General features: G+C 55.6%; 18 protein-coding genes and 1 pseudogene. 17 read left to right on the top strand and 2 right to left on the bottom strand.

Annotated elements, in window-relative coordinates:
* The first annotated feature begins 112 nt into the window (after positions 1 to 112).
* The 13 genes from tssI (at position 113) to MIH18_RS22000 (ending at position 14332) form a co-directional block, all read left to right on the top strand.
* Complete coding sequence (tssI, locus tag MIH18_RS22060) at positions 113 to 2350, top strand: type VI secretion system tip protein TssI/VgrG (protein ID WP_249013493.1); 2238 nt, start codon at positions 113 to 115, stop codon at positions 2348 to 2350.
* A gap of 18 nt (positions 2351 to 2368) precedes the next feature.
* On the top strand, positions 2369 to 2902 hold the full coding sequence (locus MIH18_RS22055) for a DUF4123 domain-containing protein (protein ID WP_249013492.1): 534 nt from the start codon (positions 2369 to 2371) through the stop codon (positions 2900 to 2902).
* 32 nt (positions 2903 to 2934) lie between these two features.
* Positions 2935 to 6540, top strand: a complete 3606-nt coding sequence (locus MIH18_RS22050) for a hypothetical protein (protein ID WP_249013491.1) — start codon at positions 2935 to 2937, stop codon at positions 6538 to 6540.
* Positions 6537 to 7559, top strand: a complete 1023-nt coding sequence (locus tag MIH18_RS22045; protein ID WP_249013490.1) for a hypothetical protein — start codon at positions 6537 to 6539, stop codon at positions 7557 to 7559. The genes MIH18_RS22050 and MIH18_RS22045 overlap by 4 nt, the downstream gene beginning before the upstream one ends.
* Complete coding sequence (locus MIH18_RS22040; protein WP_249013489.1) at positions 7550 to 7729, top strand: hypothetical protein; 180 nt, start codon at positions 7550 to 7552, stop codon at positions 7727 to 7729. Before MIH18_RS22045 ends, MIH18_RS22040 begins: the two co-directional genes overlap by 10 nt.
* Entirely contained in the window at positions 7726 to 8742 is a 1017-nt protein-coding gene (locus tag MIH18_RS22035; RefSeq protein ID WP_249013488.1) for a hypothetical protein, read from the top strand. The genes MIH18_RS22040 and MIH18_RS22035 overlap by 4 nt, the downstream gene beginning before the upstream one ends.
* The gene (locus MIH18_RS22030; RefSeq protein ID WP_249005183.1) at positions 8733 to 8912 is read left to right on the top strand and encodes a hypothetical protein; all 180 of its coding nucleotides are present in this window, start codon (positions 8733 to 8735) and stop codon (positions 8910 to 8912) included. Before MIH18_RS22035 ends, MIH18_RS22030 begins: the two co-directional genes overlap by 10 nt.
* On the top strand, positions 8909 to 9925 hold the full coding sequence (locus MIH18_RS22025; protein WP_249013487.1) for a hypothetical protein: 1017 nt from the start codon (positions 8909 to 8911) through the stop codon (positions 9923 to 9925). Before MIH18_RS22030 ends, MIH18_RS22025 begins: the two co-directional genes overlap by 4 nt.
* Positions 9926 to 10205: 280 nt before the next feature.
* Positions 10206 to 10394 carry a hypothetical protein gene (locus MIH18_RS22020; protein ID WP_249005187.1) on the top strand — a complete coding sequence of 63 codons (189 nt, stop codon included), beginning with the start codon at positions 10206 to 10208 and terminating at the stop codon, positions 10392 to 10394.
* Positions 10378 to 11388, top strand: coding sequence for a hypothetical protein (locus MIH18_RS22015; protein ID WP_249005188.1), 1011 nt, complete (start codon positions 10378 to 10380; stop codon positions 11386 to 11388). The genes MIH18_RS22020 and MIH18_RS22015 overlap by 17 nt, the downstream gene beginning before the upstream one ends.
* Before the next feature lie 15 nt (positions 11389 to 11403).
* On the top strand, positions 11404 to 12888 hold the full coding sequence (locus MIH18_RS22010) for a hypothetical protein (protein ID WP_249013486.1): 1485 nt from the start codon (positions 11404 to 11406) through the stop codon (positions 12886 to 12888).
* Between the two features lie 93 nt (positions 12889 to 12981).
* Positions 12982 to 13329 (top strand): hypothetical protein, encoded by a 348-nt coding sequence (locus tag MIH18_RS22005; RefSeq protein ID WP_249005190.1) that lies wholly within the window; start codon positions 12982 to 12984, stop codon positions 13327 to 13329.
* Positions 13313 to 14332 (top strand): hypothetical protein, encoded by a 1020-nt coding sequence (locus MIH18_RS22000; RefSeq protein WP_249013485.1) that lies wholly within the window; start codon positions 13313 to 13315, stop codon positions 14330 to 14332. The genes MIH18_RS22005 and MIH18_RS22000 overlap by 17 nt, the downstream gene beginning before the upstream one ends.
* A 333-nt stretch (positions 14333 to 14665) precedes the next feature.
* On the opposite strand, the pseudogene MIH18_RS21995 reads toward MIH18_RS22000, so the two are convergent.
* Positions 14666 to 14941 (bottom strand): annotated as a pseudogene (locus MIH18_RS21995) (transposase); the annotation flags it as partial.
* A gap of 273 nt (positions 14942 to 15214) precedes the next feature.
* On the opposite strand from MIH18_RS21995, the gene MIH18_RS21990 reads away from it, so the two are divergent.
* Both MIH18_RS21990 and MIH18_RS21985 read left to right on the top strand, forming a co-directional pair.
* Positions 15215 to 17092, top strand: coding sequence for a propionyl-CoA synthetase (locus MIH18_RS21990; RefSeq protein ID WP_249013484.1), 1878 nt, complete (start codon positions 15215 to 15217; stop codon positions 17090 to 17092).
* Between the two features lie 140 nt (positions 17093 to 17232).
* Positions 17233 to 17442 (top strand): cold shock domain-containing protein, encoded by a 210-nt coding sequence (locus MIH18_RS21985; protein WP_007352080.1) that lies wholly within the window; start codon positions 17233 to 17235, stop codon positions 17440 to 17442.
* 84 nt (positions 17443 to 17526) lie between these two features.
* Here MIH18_RS21985 and leuA read toward each other — a convergent pair whose 3' ends face one another.
* Positions 17527 to 19221, bottom strand: coding sequence for a 2-isopropylmalate synthase (gene leuA / locus MIH18_RS21980; RefSeq protein ID WP_249013483.1), 1695 nt, complete (start codon positions 19219 to 19221; stop codon positions 17527 to 17529).
* A 145-nt stretch (positions 19222 to 19366) separates the two neighbouring features.
* Between leuA and MIH18_RS21975 the strand changes: the two genes are divergently transcribed.
* Both MIH18_RS21975 and MIH18_RS21970 read left to right on the top strand, forming a co-directional pair.
* Positions 19367 to 19864: an Lrp/AsnC family transcriptional regulator gene (locus tag MIH18_RS21975; protein WP_249013482.1), complete on the top strand. Its 498-nt coding sequence runs from the start codon at positions 19367 to 19369 to the stop codon at positions 19862 to 19864.
* Between the two features lie 105 nt (positions 19865 to 19969).
* Positions 19970 to 21706, top strand: a complete 1737-nt coding sequence (locus tag MIH18_RS21970; protein ID WP_249013481.1) for a proline--tRNA ligase — start codon at positions 19970 to 19972, stop codon at positions 21704 to 21706.
* Positions 21707 to 21757 lie beyond the last annotated feature (51 nt).

Raw genomic sequence — 21757 nt, 5'->3', positions numbered from 1 at the left:
GGGACGGATTTCAAATCCGTCCCCATGTACATGATTTGCGACACGCTCCACAGCGCAGCCTAACCAAAATAGAGTATCATCACTCAAACACATACCTTCAAGGATTGAAGATATGCCCAAGGCAAATGGATTGCAGTTCACCGCACAAGTCGGTGAGTTTCCCTCTGAAGTATTCTCCGTCGTTAGCTTCGATCTAAAAGAAGGCCTGTCACAGGTGTTCTGCGGCCGCCTGCAATTGGCCAGCACCGATTCTGATATCGATGCCAGCGATGTTCTGGAACAATCGGTTGACCTGGTAATATGGCAAAACAGCGAGCCACTGCGGCGCTTTACCGGCGTGGTCAGCGACTTTGTCATTTGTGACAGCGGCCATCACCGCACCCGTTATGAAATCGTGCTGCAATCGCCCCTGTGGCGTCTTGAGCTGATGTACAACAGTCGTATTTTTCAGGGCCAGACCACAGAATCCATTGCCAGCGCGCTTCTGCAAGAACGCGGAATACCCGCCGTAGCGTTTCAACTGAAGTGCCGTGGCGACGTTCGGGAATACTGCGTTCAGCACCGGGAGAGTGATCTGGCCTTTATTCAGCGCTTGGCGGCGGAAGAAGGTTGGCATTACCGCTACGGTCACGGCAGCATCGATGCCAGCCAGCAGCCAATGGTTATTTTTGCCGACCATCACGGTGACGGCCCAAGATTGGACGCCGCAGAATACAACGCCAAAGCGGGTGGTAGCAGCCAGCAACCCGCCGTATTTCGCTTGTGCTCCGAAGAACGCGTAAAAGCCTCGGCCGTGGTGATGAAAGACTACACCTTCAAAAATCCGGCTTACGCCATGATGCATGAACACCATGCGGCCCTCGAAAACCAACGCCAGGATTACCAACACTTCGACTACCCCGGCCGATTCAAAGCCGACGCCAGCGGCAAACGCTTTACCCAGGCGCGCCTGCATGCGCTTCGAAATGACGCCAACACCGCCACGGGTGCCAGCAACCGGCCAGATTTCACCTGTGGTGCGAAAGTTAAGCTCACCAATCACAATCACGAGAGCATGAACCGCGACTGGCTGCTAACCAGCGTCAACCATACCGGCAAACAGCCTCAGGCATTGGAGCAAGAAGCTGGCGCCGAAGCCATCACCTATCACAACACGTTCAATGCCATACCCGCCAATAAAACCTGGCGCCCCGATTTACCCCAAGGGGACGGATTTGAAATCCGTCCCCGACCTGTCTCCGATCTGCCCGAGGGGGACGGATTTCAAATCCGTCCCCAATCTCGCTCGCTTCCCCGACCTGTGATGGACGGGCCACAAGTGGCCATCGTCACAGGCCCCGAGGGCGAAGAAATCCACTGCGACGAACACGGCCGGGTAAAAGTCCACTTCCCCTGGGACCGGCGGCCGCTATCCGGCAATGCCGAAAGCAGCGCGAATAACCAACACAGCAGTGCCTGGCTCCGGGTTAGCCAGGGTTGGGCCGGTGGTCAATATGGTTTTATGGCCTTGCCCAGAATTGGAAATGAAGTCATCGTCTCCTTCCTGGACGGCGACCCGGATCAGCCCATCATCACCGGCTGCACCTACAACGTCACCAGCATGCCGCCCTACGCGCTGCCGCAATACAAAACCCGCACCGTCCTGAAAACCCAGACTCACAAGGGCGAGGGCAGCAACGAAGTGCGCTTTGAAGACGAAGCAGAAAAACAACAGGTGTATATTCACGCTCAGAAAAACCTGGACCTGCTCACCGAAAACAACCGAACCGAAGTCATCAACAATGACAGCCATCTGACCGTAGAAAAAACCCGGATAAGCCACGTCAAAGCCAGCGAACACGAAACCATAGGCGGAGGAAAACGAGAGCGCACAGGCAAAGACCACAGCTTCAGCGTCACCGGCACACTGCACCTCAAAGCCGGAACCGCCTGGCTCAACGAGGCCGGTACAGAGTTGCACATCAAAGCGGGTCAAAAGGTAGTGGTAGAAGCGGGCGCAGAGATCACCCTCAAAGCCGGCGGCAGCTTTGTGAAGATCGACCCCAGCGGCGTGTCCCTGGGTGGCGCCGCGATCAAAATGAACGCCGGTGGCGCGGCGGGTGGGGGAAGTGGGCAAAAGGTTCAGGTGCCGGAGATGCCGGGGTTGGTGGAGAAGAACGGTGGGGCCGTGGCGCCTGTTGAGTTGGCGGAGGTTGGACAGCGGGCGAATGCCAAACCAAAACCAATCGTTGCCCATCGATTAAAGCAAGCAAGAATAAACAGGTCTGCGGTGGTGGAGCGTTGTCAGGAACGGCCAGACGGCTCTTGCCCCTTGAGCAATTGCCCGTGTGGTAAAGCGCAGCCGGTATAAATGGAGATGTCGTACACCATGGTCAGTTCAACCGACACGCGCTATCTGGTGCTGGAGTCAAGGCAGAAAAAGACGTTACTTCAGGCGCTCTACGATATCTCCGATAATCCTCAATGGGCCTATCTGTTCGCGGACAGCGAGTGGCAAGACTACCTGGATGAAAGCCCGATTCTGTTGGAAACGGTACAGAACAGCGCAGAATATCGCTGGGCACTGATGGGCCTCGAAGACGAAAGTTTGAGTGGTTTGATTTTAGAGTCTACACAGGATCTGGATGCTGTAGTCAGTTGGTTAAGAGCCCGGCTGACCGTGTGTTTTGACGGCAATCGGAAAGGACTTTTGCGGCTCTACGACCCAAAGATCTGGCGCAGTCTGGCGGTACAATCAATGCCGGACGCTGAGATCATTGATCGCGCAATATACTGGTACGGCAAGCCCGGCCAACAGCGCTGGGTAATGGATGAAAACCCGGAGCCGATTGCCATGTCACCAATGCCGACACTGAACGAGCAACAGTGGCTGGCACTGAATGACGCCAGCGCCGGATCATGAATTTATTGTTTTAAGGGAAAGGAATCACAAGGATGTCTGAAACCACGTCTACCCAAACAGCAGGAAGCTGTGGCCCGGCCTGCGAAGGCGAATCGTTGATCATTGAGGTGATGGGGCAACGTTCCGCAGAGGGTCATTCGTTCCAGATCTTTGACGAGAGTGATAACGAACAGCAGGAGTGGCTGGAGAATCAGGTTTCACGGGAGGAACACGGCAACAGCCAGCTTCATGTCTGGCCCTGGAAGGCCCAGCCTGCAAGGAATATTTGGCTGGATATTGATGCAGATGAGGGCGCTTCTATAAGGGTGCCGCTGTTCGAAGCGGTTTCCGCCACCGAAAGGCAAATGGAAAAACAGTGGAATCGTATCCTGCCGCTGGTTCCCCTGACACTCATTCACGATCCCGAGCCTGAGCCCGGTCACCCGAACGAACATTTGGTCCCTGTGCGCCCAGGTTTTATTTACGTATTCAGGAAGGGGCACCTCTGGCGGGAACTGGAAGTTCGCTACTCTGACTCGCGAACCATGGAGTTTCTGGATATTCGTCTGACGGATTACCGGGACAGCGAGAAATCTGACCTGACGGAAGATCGGCGACCAGCCATAGGGAAGCCCCAACAGGCCATCTGGATGCCAGTCAGCGAAATGAACCGCTCTGTTCTTGCCGAATTCCAGATGGCGTTCTCTGAAGTACAGTGGTCCTCGCGGCGTGTTGCTTATCTTGAGGCTTCTGATTCGGCTCGGGCCGAAAGGTGTCAGGGGTTAAAAGGGCCGGAGCCAGCGCCGGAGGTCGCCTCGCAACTACGCGACCGGCAGACGCCGGGTCACCTGATTTCTTTGTTACAACTTCCTGAAATGAGGCTTCGGGAGCCTTACCTGGAACAGCTTCTGCCGAAGCCGTGGAGCAGCGTTTATGATTTACGCGGCCAATATGCAAAAAACCTTTACGGACAGGCACGTGAAGAAGCGCAGGCTTTCGCTGCGGACAAGGAATCCGCAGAGGAAGCCTGGGAAGCCGCGCATTACCGAGGCGCCCTCTTGAGACGAGCGCCTGCAGCGCGAGCGGCGGCCTTTATAGATGAAACATCCGGCACTGAAGAAAAGTCCCTCTGGCAAACACTGGAATCCAGTGAGGACACCCTTGCCGCCCCGCGGGAGAAGGGCTATAGCGGCATTATTTTGGAAGACCGCCTGTTCCGCCTACGGCACTGCCTGACCGAAGCACTGGAAGCCCATGGGTTTTTGACCAGCCTGCTTGAAGCAATCGGCCAGAAGCCCCACAGCGACAGCGCCCAGGTAGTCTACCGGTTAATGGCGCCCGAACGACTGGGGGGCCAGGCCAACCCCCTGCACCGTTACCTCGAAGAGATTGATACTAGCCGCTTCAGCCCTTTGCACACCCATCTGCTGACGGCGCAACGCCAGCTTGCGAGGGCAGCGCTGGCCGAATCCCAGAAACAATTGGCGGACCTGGTCCGGCAAACCGATAATCAAGTCGCCATGGCGGACCTGTTCAGTCTCTCCGGTGCCGACTATCTCGAGGGTTTCGCCCTCACGCAGGATCTGTTCCATGTCCTGGCCATAGACCCCAACAGTGTCGATCACCTCGCGCGCTCGGCCCCTACCAGCGAGGCCCAGGTGCGGGACGCCAACGATCTGGTCCTGAAAATTGTTGGAGACGGCAGTGATCAGCCCTTGCACGCCATGCTGTTCCCGGCGGAGCAACTAGATGAAGTGGGCAGCACAGCCACCGAGAGCGGGAACCGGGCAGAGTGTGGCGATGGTCGTTGCCGGCCGGCTGACCTGGAGCAGTTACCCGACCAGCCACCGCAATCGGACGAAGTGCAAACCCTCACCGCTGCAGCACTGGCAGGTCTGGTAAAAACCGATGCCATCGATCTGTCCTCAGAATCCAAGCGATGGATGGCCGCCGTTGGCGCCATCTTGGACGGAATCGACAAGCATGTCCGGGCTCTGGCCAACCGACTGCAATCCCAGACTTACAGACTCGACAGCCGACTTTACGGCCCCCTGCTAAGAATGGCCAAGGCGCGCGATCCTTCGCTACTGGGCGGCGTCCAGATGGTCGCCCGCAACGCCGTCCCACAGGGCTGGATTATCCTGGGGTTGCGCGACCCGGCTTCCGGCCTGGACATGGGGTTAACAGAAGCAGACCGGGAATACACCCACAAAGCCAATGGCCACCGGCGCTTCTACGGCGAGTTTTTGGACGCTGACGGCCAGCCCCTGGCCGGTACTCGTAAATCCACTATGCCTGATCTGGCTGACACGGCCGAGGCCCGGCGGATGCAGGTTTACGCCGCCCCTGAGACTTCTGAGGTGGTCCGGGCCCAGCGGGATATGCGCCGGCTTAAACGGTGGGATGAACTTTTTAGCCGGATACGAGTGCCTTATTTGGTGCTGGTGTTTGAGGGGCATAATATTTGGAGAGAGCGAGACTTATTCAGTAAAACCCTGGCACAGAAAGGTCGTTTTAGGGCATTTTCAGGCGGCGTTAGCGCCGCTGCTGATCTGATATTCGCGGGCACAATCGCCGCAGAGCGGCTAAGTATGGATCTTGAAATCTGGAAAAACGCAAGCAAAAAACTTAGCAAAACTGCCTTTACCATCAACTCTGAAGTTGTCGGAAAAGCATCTACAAGGCTGGCAAATGCCTTGCCCGGCATAGTGAGCCGTCGACTACTCGGGGGCATCGTCACCGCCGGGATCACCATTACGGTGTCGCTATTGGACATGGCCCATGAGTGGGACACCGGTGATATGGAGGCCGCTGCAGCCTACGGGGCCTCAGCCGTCGGTGGCGGCATGATGCTGATGGGCGGCCTGATGATGGCCAAAATGACCGAAGCGGGTATTGCTCCCATACTGCTGGGATTGGGTCCCTGGGGCTGGGTAGTGGCCGGTGCCACCCTGGCTATCGGGGCCGGGCTACTGGCCGTAGTGCTGGACGACCCGCCCCTGGTGGACTGGTTGAAGCGTGGACCTTTCGGACCGGAACAGGACGACGCTTATCCCCACCTGGCCAACAACCCGCAAGAAACGTACTACCGGCTGGTGGATTTGTTAGCCAGGTCTCGTATTACCATCGAGACGGCTCATAACATGTCGGCCAAACTGGCGGGTCAGGGGTACAACATAGATCCCCGGCAGGACAGAGAGTTTGCAAAAATCAACACAGTGGTAAAAGTGGAAAACAATGTGACCGCCATTCTAAACGAGGCCTGCCTGACCGTTGCCATGCGCCCGGTGCAGATCACCCGCAAGCCCTCGCGACGTGGCTTGAAGACCCAACGGGAAACCCTGCAGGAACCGCCGAAGGTGGTGCTGGAACAGCCCCTACTTAACGGCAAGGCCTACTACCTCGCCCTACCGCCTCGGGAGATCTTCAAGAATTTCTGGGGTCAGGAGGGCCTAAAAACCAGCGAAGTGCTGGTTCGGGCCCAATGGCGCGGCAGTTGGGATTACGGTCAAGCCTCACGCAACCTGGTGTTTCCCGCGCCGGAACTGCACGACCCGACCACCTTCGATCTGGCCGCACACGGCGAGCCAGATTTCACTGAGACCGGCCAGCTTTTCTGGGCGGATGAACAGACCCATCAATCGGAGGAGGCCAAATGACCGCCACCCTCGACCCGACCGGCTACGCCCCCACGGCCTACCGCAGCAACCGCAAAACCCCGGAACCGGCAGAGCCCAGCCAACAGAGCACATTGTTCCGCAAAAGCTGGACCATGGGGTCGCCGTTGCCCAAGGGAAAGCTGTCCGGCGTGTACCCCCCGAATTTTCTCAAGACTTGGGGACCCAAGGAGGTCAGGGAAGATGAGGAGAGCCTTCATTGCTTCAAAGCTGAGGCAGAGGCCGGGGGAGAGCCGTTTAACCCAGTTGGATGGATCAATGGCGACAGCATACGCTACGCTACCCTTCCCAACGTTAGCTGGGCGCTGCTGTGGATGCAGCATGGGGGACGGTTGCTGTTCACCTGGTTGTTTCCAATTTTTTTGCTGGTCATCGCCTTTGGTTGGACTCAAGAACCGGATCATGTGACTTTTCATGAGTTCTTCTGGGACGGAATTTTTCCGTTTTTGGCCTATGTTTTCCTACCCATGCTCCTTTGCTGGGGCATCGGCCGCTTCCTCGAGAAAAAATACCCCAAAGTGGTCTACCAGGAACCCAAAGGCCCTCTCTGGAAACTCAACCGCCGCACCGGCATGGTGACCTTGTTCAAAAACCCGGAAAAAGAAGGTCAGTCCGGAGAAATCCGGGCGCAGGCCCCTTTTCATGAATGGGACGGCTACCTGCTGAGCCTGCCGGATCATCAGGGTAATATCTGGTACCGGCTGGTGCTGGTCCACAAGACTCAGGAATGGGCCCTGCCCATGAACCAGCTTCTCGCCGCCACCACCAACCGCGAAGACGTGCTGGCCTACTGGGACCTGATCCGCCAATACATGGACGTGACCAAGTCGCTGCCGGATATCCCCCTGTTCGAAGCCCATCGTCAGCTTGACCTCACCACCTGCGCCCAAGACGAAAAGAAGGGGCGAGATCCCTTATACTGGCGAAATATGAACGAAGAAGACTACGACGCCTTCAAGCGTAAAAACCGGACCGATCTGGGCAATCACTCATGGCGTTAGTTCAGCCCCTACCCAGCGGCCACATCGATCGCAACCTGGTGTTCCCCGCGCCGGAACTGCACGACCCGGCCACCTTCGATCTGGCCGCACACGGCGAGCCAGATTTCACTGAGATCGGCCAGCTTTTCTGGGCGGATGAACAGACCCATAAAGCGGAGGCGGCCAAATGACCGCCACCCTCGACCCGACCGGCTATGCCCCCACGGCCTACCGCAGCAACCGCAAAGCCCCGGAACCGACAGAGACCAGCCAACAGAGCACGTTGTTCCGCAAGAGCTGGACTATGGGGCCGCCCTTGTCCGAGGGAAAGTTGTCCGGCCTGATTCCTCCTGGATTTCTAGACACTTGGCACCCTCAGCGCTTAAGAGAATATGAAGAAATCGAAAAGCGAAAGGGCATCACTGAACTGGAGGAGCGGCACACCTATCATGGTCGCCTGGATGAAGAATGCCTGCGCTACGCCACCCTGCCCAAGATAAGCTGGGCACTTCTGTGGATGCAGCATGGGGGGCGGTTGCTGTTCACCTGGTTGTTTCCAATTTTTTTGCTGGTCATCGCCTTTGGTTGGACTCAAGAACCGGATCATGTGACTTTTCATGAGTTCTTCTGGGACGGAATTTTTCCGTTTTTGGCCTATGTTTTCCTACCCATGCTCCTCTGCTGGGGTATCGGCCGCTTCCTCGAGAAAAAATACCCCAAAGTGGTCTACCAGGAACTCAAAGGCCCTCTCTGGGAGCTCAACCGCCGCACCGGCATGGTGACCTTGTTCGAAAATCCGGAAAAAGACGGCCAGTCCGGAGAAATCCGGGCGCAGGCCCCTTTTCATGAATGGGACGGCTACCTGCTGAGCCTGCCGGATCATCAGGGCAATATCTGGTACCGGCTGGTGCTGGTCCACAAGACTCAGGAATGGGCCCTGCCCATGAACCAACTTCTCGCTGCCACCACCAACCGAGAAGACGTACTGGCCTACTCGGACCTGATTCGCCAGTACATGGACGTAACCAAGTCGCTGCCGGATATTCCCCTGTTCGAAGCCTACCGCCACTTGGACCTCACCACCTGCGCCCAAGACGAAAAGAAGGGGCGAGATCCCTTATATTGGCGAAATATGAACGAAGAAGACTACGACGCCTTCAAGCGTAAAAACCGGACCGATCTGGGCAATCACTCATGGCGTTAGTTCAGCCCCTACCCAGCGGCCACATCGATCGCAACCTGGTGTTCCCCGCGCCGGAACTGCACGACCCGGCCACCTTCGATCTGGCCGCACACGGCGAACCAGATTTCACTGAGACCGGCCAGCTTTTCTGGGCGGATGAGCAGACCCATAAAGCGGAGGAAGGCACATGACTGCCGTCTTGGATGATTCCGGCTACGCGCCCACGGCCTATCGCAGCAACCGCAAAGCCTCGAAGCTGGCAGAGACCAGCCAGCAGAGCACGTTGTTCCGCAAAAGTTGGACCATGGGATCGCCCTTGTCCGAGGGAAAGTTGTCCGGCCTGATTCCTCCTGGATTTCTAAACACTTGGGACCCTCAGCACTTAAGAGAATCTGAAGAAATCGAAAAGCGAAAGGGCATCACTGAACTGGAGGAGCGGCACACCTATCATGGTCGCCTGGATGAAGAATGCCTGCGCTACGCCACCCTGCCCAAGATAAGCTGGGCGCTGCTGTGGATGCAGCATGGTGGACGTATACTGTTTACTTGGTTATTTCCGATTTTTTTACTGGTAATCGTATTCGGTTGGACCCAAGTGCCAAAATACATGAATTTTCAAATGTATTTCTGGGATGGCATTTTCCCTTTCGTGACTTATTTTTTCCTACCCATGCTTCTCTGCTGGGGTATCGGCCGCTTCCTCGAGAAAAAATACCCAAAAGTGGTCTACCAGGAACCCAAAGGCCCTCTCTGGGAACTCAACCGCCGCACCGGCATGGTGACCTTGTTCAAAAACCCGGGAAAAGAAGGTCAGTCCGGAGAAATCCGGGCGCAGGCCCCTTTCCATGAATGGGACGGCTACCTGCTGAGCCTGCCGGATCATCAGGGCAATATCTGGTACCGGCTGGTGCTGGTCCACAAGACTCAGGAATGGGCCTTGCCCATGAACCAACTTCTCGCCGCCACCACCAACCGCGAAGACGTGTTGGCCTACTGGGACCTGATTCGCCAGTACATGGACGTAACCAAGTCGCTGCCGGATATTCCCCTGTTCGAAGCCTACCGCCACTTGGACCTCACCACCCGCGCCCAGGACGAGAAGAAGGGGCGAGATCCCTTATACTGGCGAAATATGAGCGAAGATGACTACGAAGCTTTCAAACGCGAAAACCGGACCGACCTGGCCAATCACTCATGGCGCTAGTCCAGCCCCTACCCAGCGGCCACATCGATCGCAACCTGGTGTTCCCCGCGCCGGAACTGCAAGGCCCGGTCACCTTCCAGGTTCCACTCGCAATTCGAAAAAACCGGGGCAGATTTATTTTAAGAATTTGCGCGAGTGAAGACCATGACGCCGGTATCGTTCAAGCGGAAGCCCGAGCCCGGCCGGAGGCTGGCGTACTGAAACCATTGCCAGAAAATCGGGCACCATCCGTCAGGGCATTGAAAATGACTACGACGAGCAACGCCAGTCAATCAACTTCATGATTGGCAAGTCGCAGTTGTCAGACTTTACGCCGCAATCGGACTACGAGCGTGTCAAAACCCGTTACCGGGTGAAAAGTCTTTCGCTGACTTTTACGGTTGATGTATGGCAGCGAGACGCAGAGCAATACGAGGGCCAGGAAGTGACTCACATAATGGAGCATCTGGACGTTGAGTGGCAGCGATAATCAGTTAGATATGATGAGCGAATACCGTGAAACGGCTTTTCGTTCAGCTAATATTCCGAAACAACATGCTTTGGAGAGCCCAGATGGCTTTGTGAAGTTGCTTGAAGGGAGCGACCTGATAGAAAGGTTGGCTTGGGGGCGCTACAGCAAGTTAAATATACACGAGCGCCCTAAATATGCAGAGGCTCATCAAACTCAAAGCGGCAGTCGATTGCCAGAGGGTCGTGCGTGGACCCACAAGAAAAAACCTAAAGATCTAATTAAAACACGTTGGCAGCTTCTATTAATGCTTGCTGGAGCTTTCGCGGATTACTCGATTTTTGGCTTTTTTTTCGCGTGCAATTTTTTGGCAGCGATGATCGTTGGATTTTTGGATGGTTGGACTGCGTTCGCTTCATTCTTTGAAGTAGGCGCTTGGATGGTTGGACTCCATCTCTTCTGCCGCTACCCCTTCACCTGGTTCCTCGAGCGTAACCCCGACTTCATCGTCAAAGACCTGGGCTGCGGCTTCTTCCGTCCCACCGGCATGGTCAAATTCCGCACCTGGCGCGAAGAAACCTTTGAAGCGCCGTTTATCGAGTTTGACCCTTATATTTCCTATCACGTTCAGCCCAAGGGCCCCTTCAGTTACAAGTTACAACTTCGCCACCGATACAGCGGCTGGCAAACGGCAGTGGCCGAGGTGCACAGCACGCAGAAAGTAGAACTCTACGCCCACTGGGATGAGTTGCAGCGATACATGGACGTCAACCAACCCTTGCCGGATATCCCGGCCCTAGAACCTTATCGTCATCTCGATCCGACAACAGCCGCGTACGACGCCGCAGGCAAACGCGAACGCCCGGCTGACTATTGGGCCACGCTGGATCTGGAGTGGTGGGAAAAAGAAGGCTACCCCGCCCACATAGAAAAGATCCGCAACTTCCCGTGGGACTCGCTGGAAGACCAGATGCAGTACAGCGTGCCGAATTTGAATGAAGCGACGATGGCTTGATCTAAAAGTGGTCGAATGAGAAAGAAAACGAGATCGGTCCATGCCTCGTGCCAGTATCGCGCCGACCCACTGATGCTGCAGCAGGACTCTCATGCAAACGGTGATGACGAAGCGGCTGCAATGGCATTGATGATTGCCAAAGGCGAACATCCCCTGGGTGCGATGCTATTGCCGTTCCAAAACACCGCGAGCGAATGCCGGGTTGGCAGTGCGACCGTGTCTAATCTGAAATTTATGGTTGAAGCACTGGAAGACCGCAGCCAGGACATGCGCGTGTTGGAACCCAATGTGCTACGCAGCATGGCGGATCATCAGGAACAGATTCGGGCACCGGACAGCGAGGCGAGAACAATGCAGGCACGCTCTGCGGCATACGCCTTCTCCAGTGTCGCCGGTGAAATTTCCCAGTGGTGGCTGACGAGGATTCAAACTGAACTGACACAACGTGGCGCCGTGTTTACGGCTGACATCAACCGTATAAAAGGTGCGTTTGAAGGCTTTTCCGAAACCGCAATCCCCGGCAAAACTACCCTGCAGTTGGAAGGTGCCGACGAGGGGCGTACTTACATTGTGCTCGACGTACTCGATGAGCAGGGCAATACGCTGACGTCTGGGGCGGTAGTAGCGGCCAGTCTGAAAGTGGCCGATGCCGATGCGTTTAATGGGGTGGTGAAACACCCGTCGGTTAAGAGTTTGCTACATCAGGCCACGGTTCGGCCGGATGGATTGCCGGCGTTATTGGTAGTGTTCGATTTTTGGAATTTTTGTGTTCAAGCACAGGCTCTTCGACTCGAAATAAAAAGTGTTGCCAGGTTTATTAGTGCTTTTGCAGATTTGGGCATTAGCTCAGCCCAACTTGTAACGTTGTTGCCTAAGCATCCCGGATGGCTCGTCCCTTGGATTGCCAAAGGAAAGGAGGAAGCCAAGTGGTTTACTGCAATGACAAACAAGGTCAACGTGGCTGAGGAAATGGCAAAAGAAATTGTTCGCAACAAACTTCAGGCGTTGGGCTGGGTCGCTGGTATGTTCACGACCGCCCTGATGGTCAATGATTCTGTTGTCTCTTTCGTCAATGGACGATGGGGCACCGGCTTTGCCCAACTTACCAAGGCCAGTGGCGTGGCGACCATGGTCAGCTCTGATATTATCGCAGCGCGTTTATTGACACCTACCACTCGTCGCGTTGTTGAGCGAACGTCTGTCCAGGCGGCGCAGGTAGCTCTCGGACGGATCATCCCGGCTGCCGCCGGCTGGGCAGGGACGGTTGCTTCCGGCTGGGTAACGGCTCTGGGTTTTGCCATTTACGTGGTTGGTGAAGCGGCCTATTACCGAATGATGGACGATGCGGTTAGCGAGTGGCTCCGGGCAGGTCCATTCTCTGGTGATCGGGACAAGCAAACAGCGAAGCTTAACTCCGAATCGGAAGCCTACATTGCATTGGTTAAAGCGATGACGCCAGTGTCGTTCAAGCGTATCTCAGACAATGACATGATGAAGTGACTCGATAGTCGCGGTCTAAAGAGTTGGAAGGATGAAGCCGAGAGCGTTCTCACATTCGCCAGCCCAGCGCTGGCGATCACAGGTGAGCCTTCGGTGACTAAACTGGAGCTGTCCTGGCGTCAGGCGCGTTATCGCGTGTTCGGACGGAACCCCGCAGGGGAGTTGCGAAAAGAGTTTATCGGTGCGAAGTCGGGAACACTGCTTAAGGGAATTCAAGAAGATTTCGACGACAAGCGTCATGCTATCGATTTCATGATCGGCCAGTCACAGTTAGCGGAGATGATGCCCCAAGGTTTTAATGAGCTCGTGGAAACCCACTACAAAGTGAAAAGTCTTTCCCTGAACTTCACCGTCGATGTCTGGCAGCGCGATACGCAAAGCTACGAGTCACAGGAAGTCGAGCATAAAATGGAGGATCTGGACGTTGAGTGGCAACGCTAGTCAGTCAGAAACAATTAGCGAATATTCGAGCTCGGCCTTTCGCTCGACGGATATCCCGCGTCAGAAGCCTCTGGAAGATCCGGGGGGCGCTATTAAAGCGCTGGAGGGTGGTGACCTTATTGAGCGGTTGCCGTGGGCGGCTTACTCGGGATTGGATAACAGCCTGGGCCCGAGCTCTGTGGAAACCTTTAAGGAGCGAGCAGCGGGTAAAGGCCCCAAAAAACTCGCTGGTCCGGCGTGGACGCATAGTGTCAGTCCCAAAGATTTGATAAAAACCCGTTGGCAATTACTTTTGTTGCTGGCGGGATCTTTTGCTGACTATGGAATGCTTAAGTGGATGATCTTGCTGGTCGCGTTAACAGCGATAATCGTATCATTCAGATTCGGTTTAAACGGATTTATCGACACATTCAACATTGCCGCTGTCATATTGTTGCTCCATTTTTTCTTCCGCTACCCCTTCACCTGGGTTCTCGAACGCAATCTCGATTTCATCATCACAGACTTAGGCTGCGGCTATTTCCGCACCACCGGCATGATCAAATTCCGCACCTGGCGAGAGGAGACGTTCAAAGCCCCATTTATTGAATTCGACCCCTACATTTCTTACCATATTCAGCCCAAAGGCCCGGTGAGTTATAAGCTACAGCTGCGCCACCGTTATACGGGGAAACAGACAGTGGTAGCGACCGTGGGAAGTTCGAATCGGGCAGAGCTCTACGCTGAATGGGACGAGCTTCAACGCTACATGGATGTCACCCAGCCCCTGCCGGATATTCCGGCTCTCGAACCTTATCGCCACATCGACCCCACCACAGCCGAGTACGATGCCGCAGGTAAACGCGAACGCCCCGCCGATTACTGGGCGACGCTGGATCTGGAATGGTGGGAAAAACAAGGCTATCCCGCCCACATGGAAAAAATTCGCAACTTCCCGTGGGGGTCATTGGAAGACCAGATGCAGTATAGCGTGCCCAACCTGAATGAAGCGACGATGGCGTGATCCAAAATTTGTCTGATGAGAAAGGACATGGCCCATGAGTGGGATACCGGTGATATGGACGCCGCCGCAGCTTACGGGACCTCAGCCGTCGGTGGCGGCATGATGCTAATGGGCGGTCTGATGATGGCCAAAATGACCGAAGCGGGAATCGCTCCCATACTGCTGGGCTTGGGTCCCTGGGGCTGGGTAGTGGCCGGTGCTACCCTGGCTATCGGGGCCGGGTTATTGCCAATAGTGCTGGACGACCCGCCCCTGGTAGACTGGCTGAAACGTGGTCCTTTCGGACTGGAACAGGACGATGCCTGTCCCCACCTGGCCAACAACCCGCAAGAGACGTACATAGCGGCCATCAATGAAGACCCACTTCAGGTCCGAGTCGGTTGTCAGCCCACTAAAGAGCTTTTTCCAGATGCCTTTTTTCGACCAGTGATTGAACGCCTTGTAGATGGAATTCCACTTGCCGAAATGCTCTGGCAGATTTCTCCATGGTATGCCAGTGCGTATTCTGAACAGAATACCTTCGACTGTCCTGCGCAGGCCTGCCTTGTCATAGAGGCTGAATTGAAGCAATATTTCTTTCAACTTGGACCACAGCTCCTCTGTGAGCATGTATCTGGGCATTGCAGGCTCGTATGATTGCTGTTTTGGAACTTCATTATACAAACCAGCTTTTATCTTTCAAAGGCTTACGAGCAATTGTTAACAGCCCCTGGCAATGATTAAAAACACTGCTCAAAAACACCTCATTTCGTCATGTGATTGCTTTATTCAAACCCGCGTCAGCGAATCTACGCCCATGGTCTACTGGTTGCGTAACCGAAACGGCCTAAAGTGGTTTACAAGCACACTAAGAATAAACACTGACACGGTGAGGTGGAGTTAATGATTTACAACGCAGAATTTACACGCTCGATCAGCAAACCGGACGATTTCTGGCGTGAAAAAGCCGCCGACATCGAATGGATTAAATTTCCGCACACCATCTGGCAGGCTAAAGACAATGGCCACGGTGACTGGTTTACCGATGGCGAGCTGAACACCAGTGACATTGCTCTGGACGCCAACCTTCGCGCTGGCCGTGGTGAACAAACCGCACTGATTTACGACTCACCGGTAACCAACACCCAGCAAAGCTATACCTACAATCAGCTGACAGATGAAGTCGCGCGTTTTGCCGGCGCTCTGAAGGCCCGCGGCATCGAAAAAGGCGATCGCGTCGTTATTTACATGCCGATGATCCCTCAGGCGGTGATTGCGATGCTGGGCTGTGCTCGTATTGGCGCGGTTCATTCGGTGGTGTTTGGCGGTTTTGCGGCCCACGAGCTGGCCGTTCGCATTGACGATGCAACGCCCAAGGCACTCATTACCGCGTCTTGCGGCATCGAAGTCAGCAAGGTGATTGCCTACAAACCGTTGGTGGATAAGGCTTTGGAACAGGCTAAACATAAACCTGAGCTGTGTGTTGTGTATCAGCGCCCGGAAGCACTGGCCAGCCTGCAAAGCCCGAGAGATGTGGATTGGAACGAACTTGTTCGCGATGCCGAGCCAGCTGCCCCGGTCGCCGTCAAATCGACCGATCCGCTGTACATTCTTTACACCTCCGGCACCACCGGTAAACCCAAAGGTGTGGTGCGAGACAACGGCGGCCACGCCGTGGCCCTTAAATACAGCATGAAGCTGGTCTACGACGCCAGCCCCGGTGATGTGTTCTGGACCGCATCGGATGTGGGCTGGGTGGTGGGTCACAGCTACATTGTTTACGCGCCCCTGTTTGCCGGCTGCACAACCGTACTGTATGAAGGCAAACCGGTTCGCACCCCCGACGCAGGCGGTTTCTGGCGCGTGATCCAGGATCACAAGGTCAATATTCTATTTACCGCCCCAACCGCTTTCCGCGCGGTGCGCAAAGAAGATCCGGAGGCAAATTTTTTAACGAAATACGACATCAGCTCGCTGAAGCGGATCTATCTGGCCGGCGAGCGCCTGGACCCGGCCACTTACGACTGGCTGCGTGAGCACACTCATTTGCCCGTGCTCGACCACTGGTGGCAAACCGAGACCGGTTGGGCCATTTGTGGCAACCCCGCCGGGATTGAAATGATGACCACTAAGCCCGGTTCCGCCACTATGCCGTCCCCCGGCTACGATGTTCAGATTGTCGATTTACGCGGGAACCAAATGCCGGCGGGTGAACAGGGCCAGATCGCGATAAAACTGCCACTGCCACCGGGCTGTCTGCAAACCGTTTGGGGTGATGACAAGCGTTTCCGTGAGAGTTATCTCGACGCTATTCCCGGCTTTTACAGCACCGGTGATGGCGGTTTTGAAGATGAAGACGGTTATATTTTCGTTATGGGCCGCACCGACGACGTGATTAACGTAGCCGGCCACCGGCTATCTACCGGTGAAATGGAAGAAGTGGTGTCGTCTCATCCAGCTGTGGCCGAATGCTGCGTGGTAGGTGTTCATGACGAAATGAAAGGCCAGATTCCGATCGGGCTGGTGCTGATTAAAGACGGCGCCACCATTGACCATGACGAACTGGAAGATGAACTGGTAGAAATGATGCGTGAAAAAATTGGTGCCATTGCCTGTTTTAAGCGAGCTATGGTGGTTGAACGTTTGCCAAAAACACGCTCTGGCAAGATTCTGCGCCGAGTTATACGACAGATTGCAGACGGCGAAGCCTACAGTGTGCCAAGCACCATCGATGACCCGTCCATTCTGGAAGAAATCAGCGACCAGTTCCGGCCTCGGTAAATATTCCAAAACAGCGCCCGAAAGGGCGTTGACGGCGCCTTCGTCGGGTCTATACTGCAATGGCAGTACCAAAACCCCTACCGGGGAAAATCAGAAAAAGCTCCGTGTATAGGAGCTCATGTGAAATACAGGAAAGATCGATGTCTGAGACCACAACGGGCCACGTGAAGTGGTTCAACGAAGCAAAAGGCTTTGGCTTTATCGCCCAGGAAGACGGCAGTGACGTATTCGTTCACTTCAGCGCCATCAACGCAGACGGTTTTCGCACCCTGGCTGAAGGCCAGAAAGTACAGTTTACTGTAACCGACGGCCCTAAAGGCCCGCAGGCAGAGAACGTAACGCCTGTTTGATATGGGCTGTCGCTGATGAAACGTGACCAGTCAGAAAAACGGGCCGATGATTCACCGGCCCGTTTTTTATGGCTAATGTTAAGATCAGACGCTTAACGCCTTATCGGCCGCTTTTGCGCTAGCGTGAACACCGGGCACAACTTGGGCCACCGCATTCAATAACGCCTGCAAGGTCGCCGACGTGGTGTCTTCCGCCAGGGCTGCTGCGCTGCACGTCTGGCCGTTAGCCTGCAAACGAATACACGCCATGGCATTGGCCGAAGTGCCTGCACCCAAGGCGAACTCGTCGTAAGCCTCTACCGCCAGGGTAATGGAAAAACGCTGGGCCAGCGCCGCTGCCACGGCTTCCACCGCCCCGGACCCATAGCCTTGTAACGTTACCGGTTTATTTTCATTGCCTATTACCAAATCTGCGCGCACGCCCTCTTCGTTGCGATGAAGATCGTAAGTGCGCAATGCCCAGTCTGCCGGCACGGCAAGGTAGCGAGCTTCAAACAGGCGGTGAATGCTCATCGAATCGATCTCGCCGCCGTTGTTTTCCGCTTCACGCTGCACCACTTTGCTGAATTCAATTTGCAGCCAACGGGGCAAGCTGATGTTGTAATCCCGCTCCAGCACAAAAGCCACGCCGCCCTTGCCAGACTGGCTATTGATGCGCACCACCTCGTCATAGCGACGGCCCAGGTCGAACGGATCAATCGGCAGATAGGCCACATTCCAGACATCACCTTCTTTACGCTGGGCCAGACATTTGCGGATAGCGTCCTGATGGCTGCCAGAAAACGCGGTGAATACCAGCTCGCCGGCGTAGGGATGGCGTGGATGGGTCGAAATTTCGGTGCAGGCTTCAACCACCTCGGTAATGTCAGCCATGCCGGACAAATCCAGGGTTGGGTCAATCCCCTGCGAATACAGGTTCATCGCCATGGTCACCAGATCCATATTACCGGTGCGTTCGCCGTTCCCCATCAGCGTTCCTTCCACCCGATCAGCGCCCGCCATGACCGCCAGTTCGGCTGCGGCGACGCCACAACCCCGGTCATTGTGCGTGTGCACGCTGATGCTCAGATGCTCGCGGCGCTGGATAGTATCGCAAATCCACTCAATCTGATCGGCAAATACGTTGGGCGTGGCCATCTCTACCGTGGCAGGCAGGTTAATAATGACCGGCTGACCTTGGTCCGGGCGCCACACTTCGGTCACTGCATCGATGACTTCAGCGGCAAAATCCAGCTCGGTGCCGGTAAAGCTCTCCGGCGAATACTGAAAGGTCCATTCGGTGTTCGGGTAACCGGCGGCCAGCTCCTTCACCAAACGCGCGCCTTCTACTGCAATATCACGGATGCCATCACGGTCTAATCCGAACACCTGCTGACGCTGCACGGTGGAAGTGGAGTTATAAACGTGCACAATGGCTTTTTTGGCGCCTTCCAGTGCTTCGTAAGTGCGCTTGATCAGCGTCGGCCGCGCCTGGGTCAGCACCTGAATCTTTACATCGTCAGGAATACGCCCTTCTTCGATCAGCTTGCGGCAGAAATCAAAGTCCGGCTGACTGGCTGCGGGAAAACCGATCTCGATTTCCTTGAAGCCCAGCTTTACCAGCAAATCAAACATCCGCTGTTTCTGGCTGACCGACATAGGTTTGACCAGAGCCTGGTTGCCATCCCGCAAATCAACCGCGCACCAGGTGGGCGCGCGCTCAATCACACGATCGGGCCAGCGCCGGTTGGTTTTGGCAATGGGCTTGAAGGAGGCGTACTTACGATGATCAAAAGCCATACAATGGTTTCCTTTTGCGGATGCAGACTGCCGATTACAGAACACAATATTACACAAAAAGTCGCCGCAGGTGATTGCTAATGAAGGTTATAAACCGGACTATAAAGCTATTAAATATTGAGAAAACTGAGGTTAGTGGCAGAATATGCTTAATAGATCCGAAACCCTGATCGCGCTGGACAAAACCGACCGAAAAATTCTGGACCACCTGCAAAAAGACGGCTCGCTCACTAACCAACAACTGGCCGACAAAGTCGGGCTATCGCCGTCGCCCTGCCTGCGCCGGGTGCGTGCGCTGGAGCAAAGCGGCGTGATCGTGCGCACAGCCACCATTCTTAATCATAAAAAACTGGGGCTGGCGCTCACCGCCATTATTCTGATCGGCATGGACCGGCACACACCGGAACGTTTTGCGGCGTTTGAGGAGGCCGTCAGCGCCTATCCGGAGGTGCTGGAGTGCTACCTGATTACCGGCCACGATGCGGACTACATGCTCAAAGTGGTGGTGCCGGATATGGACCATTACCATCACTTTCTGCTGAACCAGATAACCCGTATTGCCGGGGTGAGCGGCGTGCATTCAAGCTTTGTGCTGCGCCGAGTTCTGGATAACACGGCCCTGCCCTTAGGTTACTTGTCGTGAAATGCCCGGCCGGTGTCTGTACCTGCCTGTTGTGGCTCCGTACAATAGAACCCATTATTTTTGAGGCTTCGGCCTCTCCATGAATCACTCCTGACGGAACCCAAAATGCGAGCCAGCCGTTATCTGATTGCCACCCAGAAAGAAACACCCGCCGACGCGGAGATTATCAGCCACCAGCTGATGCTGCGTGCCGGTTTGGTCCGCAAGCTAGCCGCCGGGCTTTATACCTGGCTACCCATGGGCCTGCGTACCCTGCGCAAAGTTGAGCGCATTGTGCGCGAGGAAATGGACCGCAGCGGCGCGCAAGAACTGCTGATGCCAGCGGTGCAGCCGGCGGAACTGTGGCGGGAATCCGGCCGTTGGGACGAATACGGCGGCGAACTGCTGCGCATGAACGATCGCCACGGCCGCGAGTTTTGCTTTGGCCCTACCCACGAAGAAGTGATTACCGACCTGATCCGCAACGAGCTGAAAAGCTATAAGCAGCTGCCGGCCAACTTCTTTCAGATTCAGACAAAATTCCGTGACGAGCGCCGCCCCCGTTTTGGCGTGATGCGCGCACGGGAGTTCATCATGAAAGACGCCTATTCATTTCACATCAGTGCGGAATCCCTGGAAGAGACTTATCAGCTGATGCACCGCACCTACTGCGCTATATTTGATCGCCTGGGCCTGGATTACCGCCCCGTGCAGGCAGACTCTGGCGCCATTGGCGGCAGTGGCTCCCAGGAATTTCACGTGCTGGCCTCTTCTGGTGAAGACGCCATTGTGTTCAGCACTGACAGCGACTACGCGGCGAATATAGAGAAAGCTGAGGCTGTCGCACCCGTCGGCGAGCGCCCCGCGCCCTCCCAAGCGATGACCGAAGTGGCGACGCCGGGCCAACGCACCATTGCCGACATTACCCAGTTCCTGAAAGGAGACGCCTCCCAAACCGTGAAAACGCTGCTGGTGAAAGCCGAAGCGGCAGCCGGTGCCGAAGAAGGCAGTGACCCGGGATTGCTGGCACTGGTTCTGCGCGGCGACCACACCCTGAACGAGATCAAGGCGGAAAATTTGGTCGGCGTAGCCGACCCATTGGCTATGGCCACGGATGAGGAAATCCAGCGCGCCACCGGATGCGAACCTGGCTCGATCGGACCGGTGAATCTTTCGGTGCCGGTGATTGTCGACCGCAGCGCAGCGCACTTGGCGGACTTTGTCTGCGGGGCCAACAAGAATGACGTGCACCTGACCGGCGTAAACTGGCAACGCGACCTACCATTGGGCCGGGTGGAAGACCTGCGCAACGTGCTGGAAGGCGATGCCAGTCCTTGTGGCCAGGGCACCCTGGTCATTCGCCGCGGTATTGAAGTAGGCCATATTTTCAAGCTGGGCAACAAATACAGCAAGGCGCTTAACGCCACGGTGCTGGACGAAAATGGCAAAACCGCCACTATGGACATGGGCTGCTACGGCATTGGCGTGTCGCGGATTGTGGCGGCGTCAATCGAGCAAAATCACGATGACCGCGGCATTATATGGCCCGACGCCATCGCGCCCTTCCGGGTTGCCGTGGTGCTGCTAAACGGCCATAAATTGCCAACGGTGGCCGAAGCCGGAGAAAAGCTTTACCAACAGCTGCAAGAAGCCGGTTACGATGTGCTGCTAGACGACCGCAACGAGCGGCCCGGGGTGAAATTCGCGGATATGGAGCTGACGGGTATCCCCCATCGCTTTGTGGTGTCTGACCGCGGGCTGGAAGCCGGCACTCTGGAATACAAGGGCCGTCGCGATGCCAATAAACAGGACATTGCCCTGGCGGATGCAATTCCCTTTCTGAAGAGTGTTTCACCGCTATAACATTTTAAACAGCAACAGAAGCGCCTCATGAAAAAACCCTGACCGCCGAAA

It is taken from the genome of Marinobacter sp. M3C (assembly GCF_023311895.1).
Classification (GTDB): Bacteria; Pseudomonadota; Gammaproteobacteria; order Pseudomonadales; family Oleiphilaceae; genus Marinobacter.
This window is presented reverse-complemented; position numbering and strand designations above follow the sequence as displayed.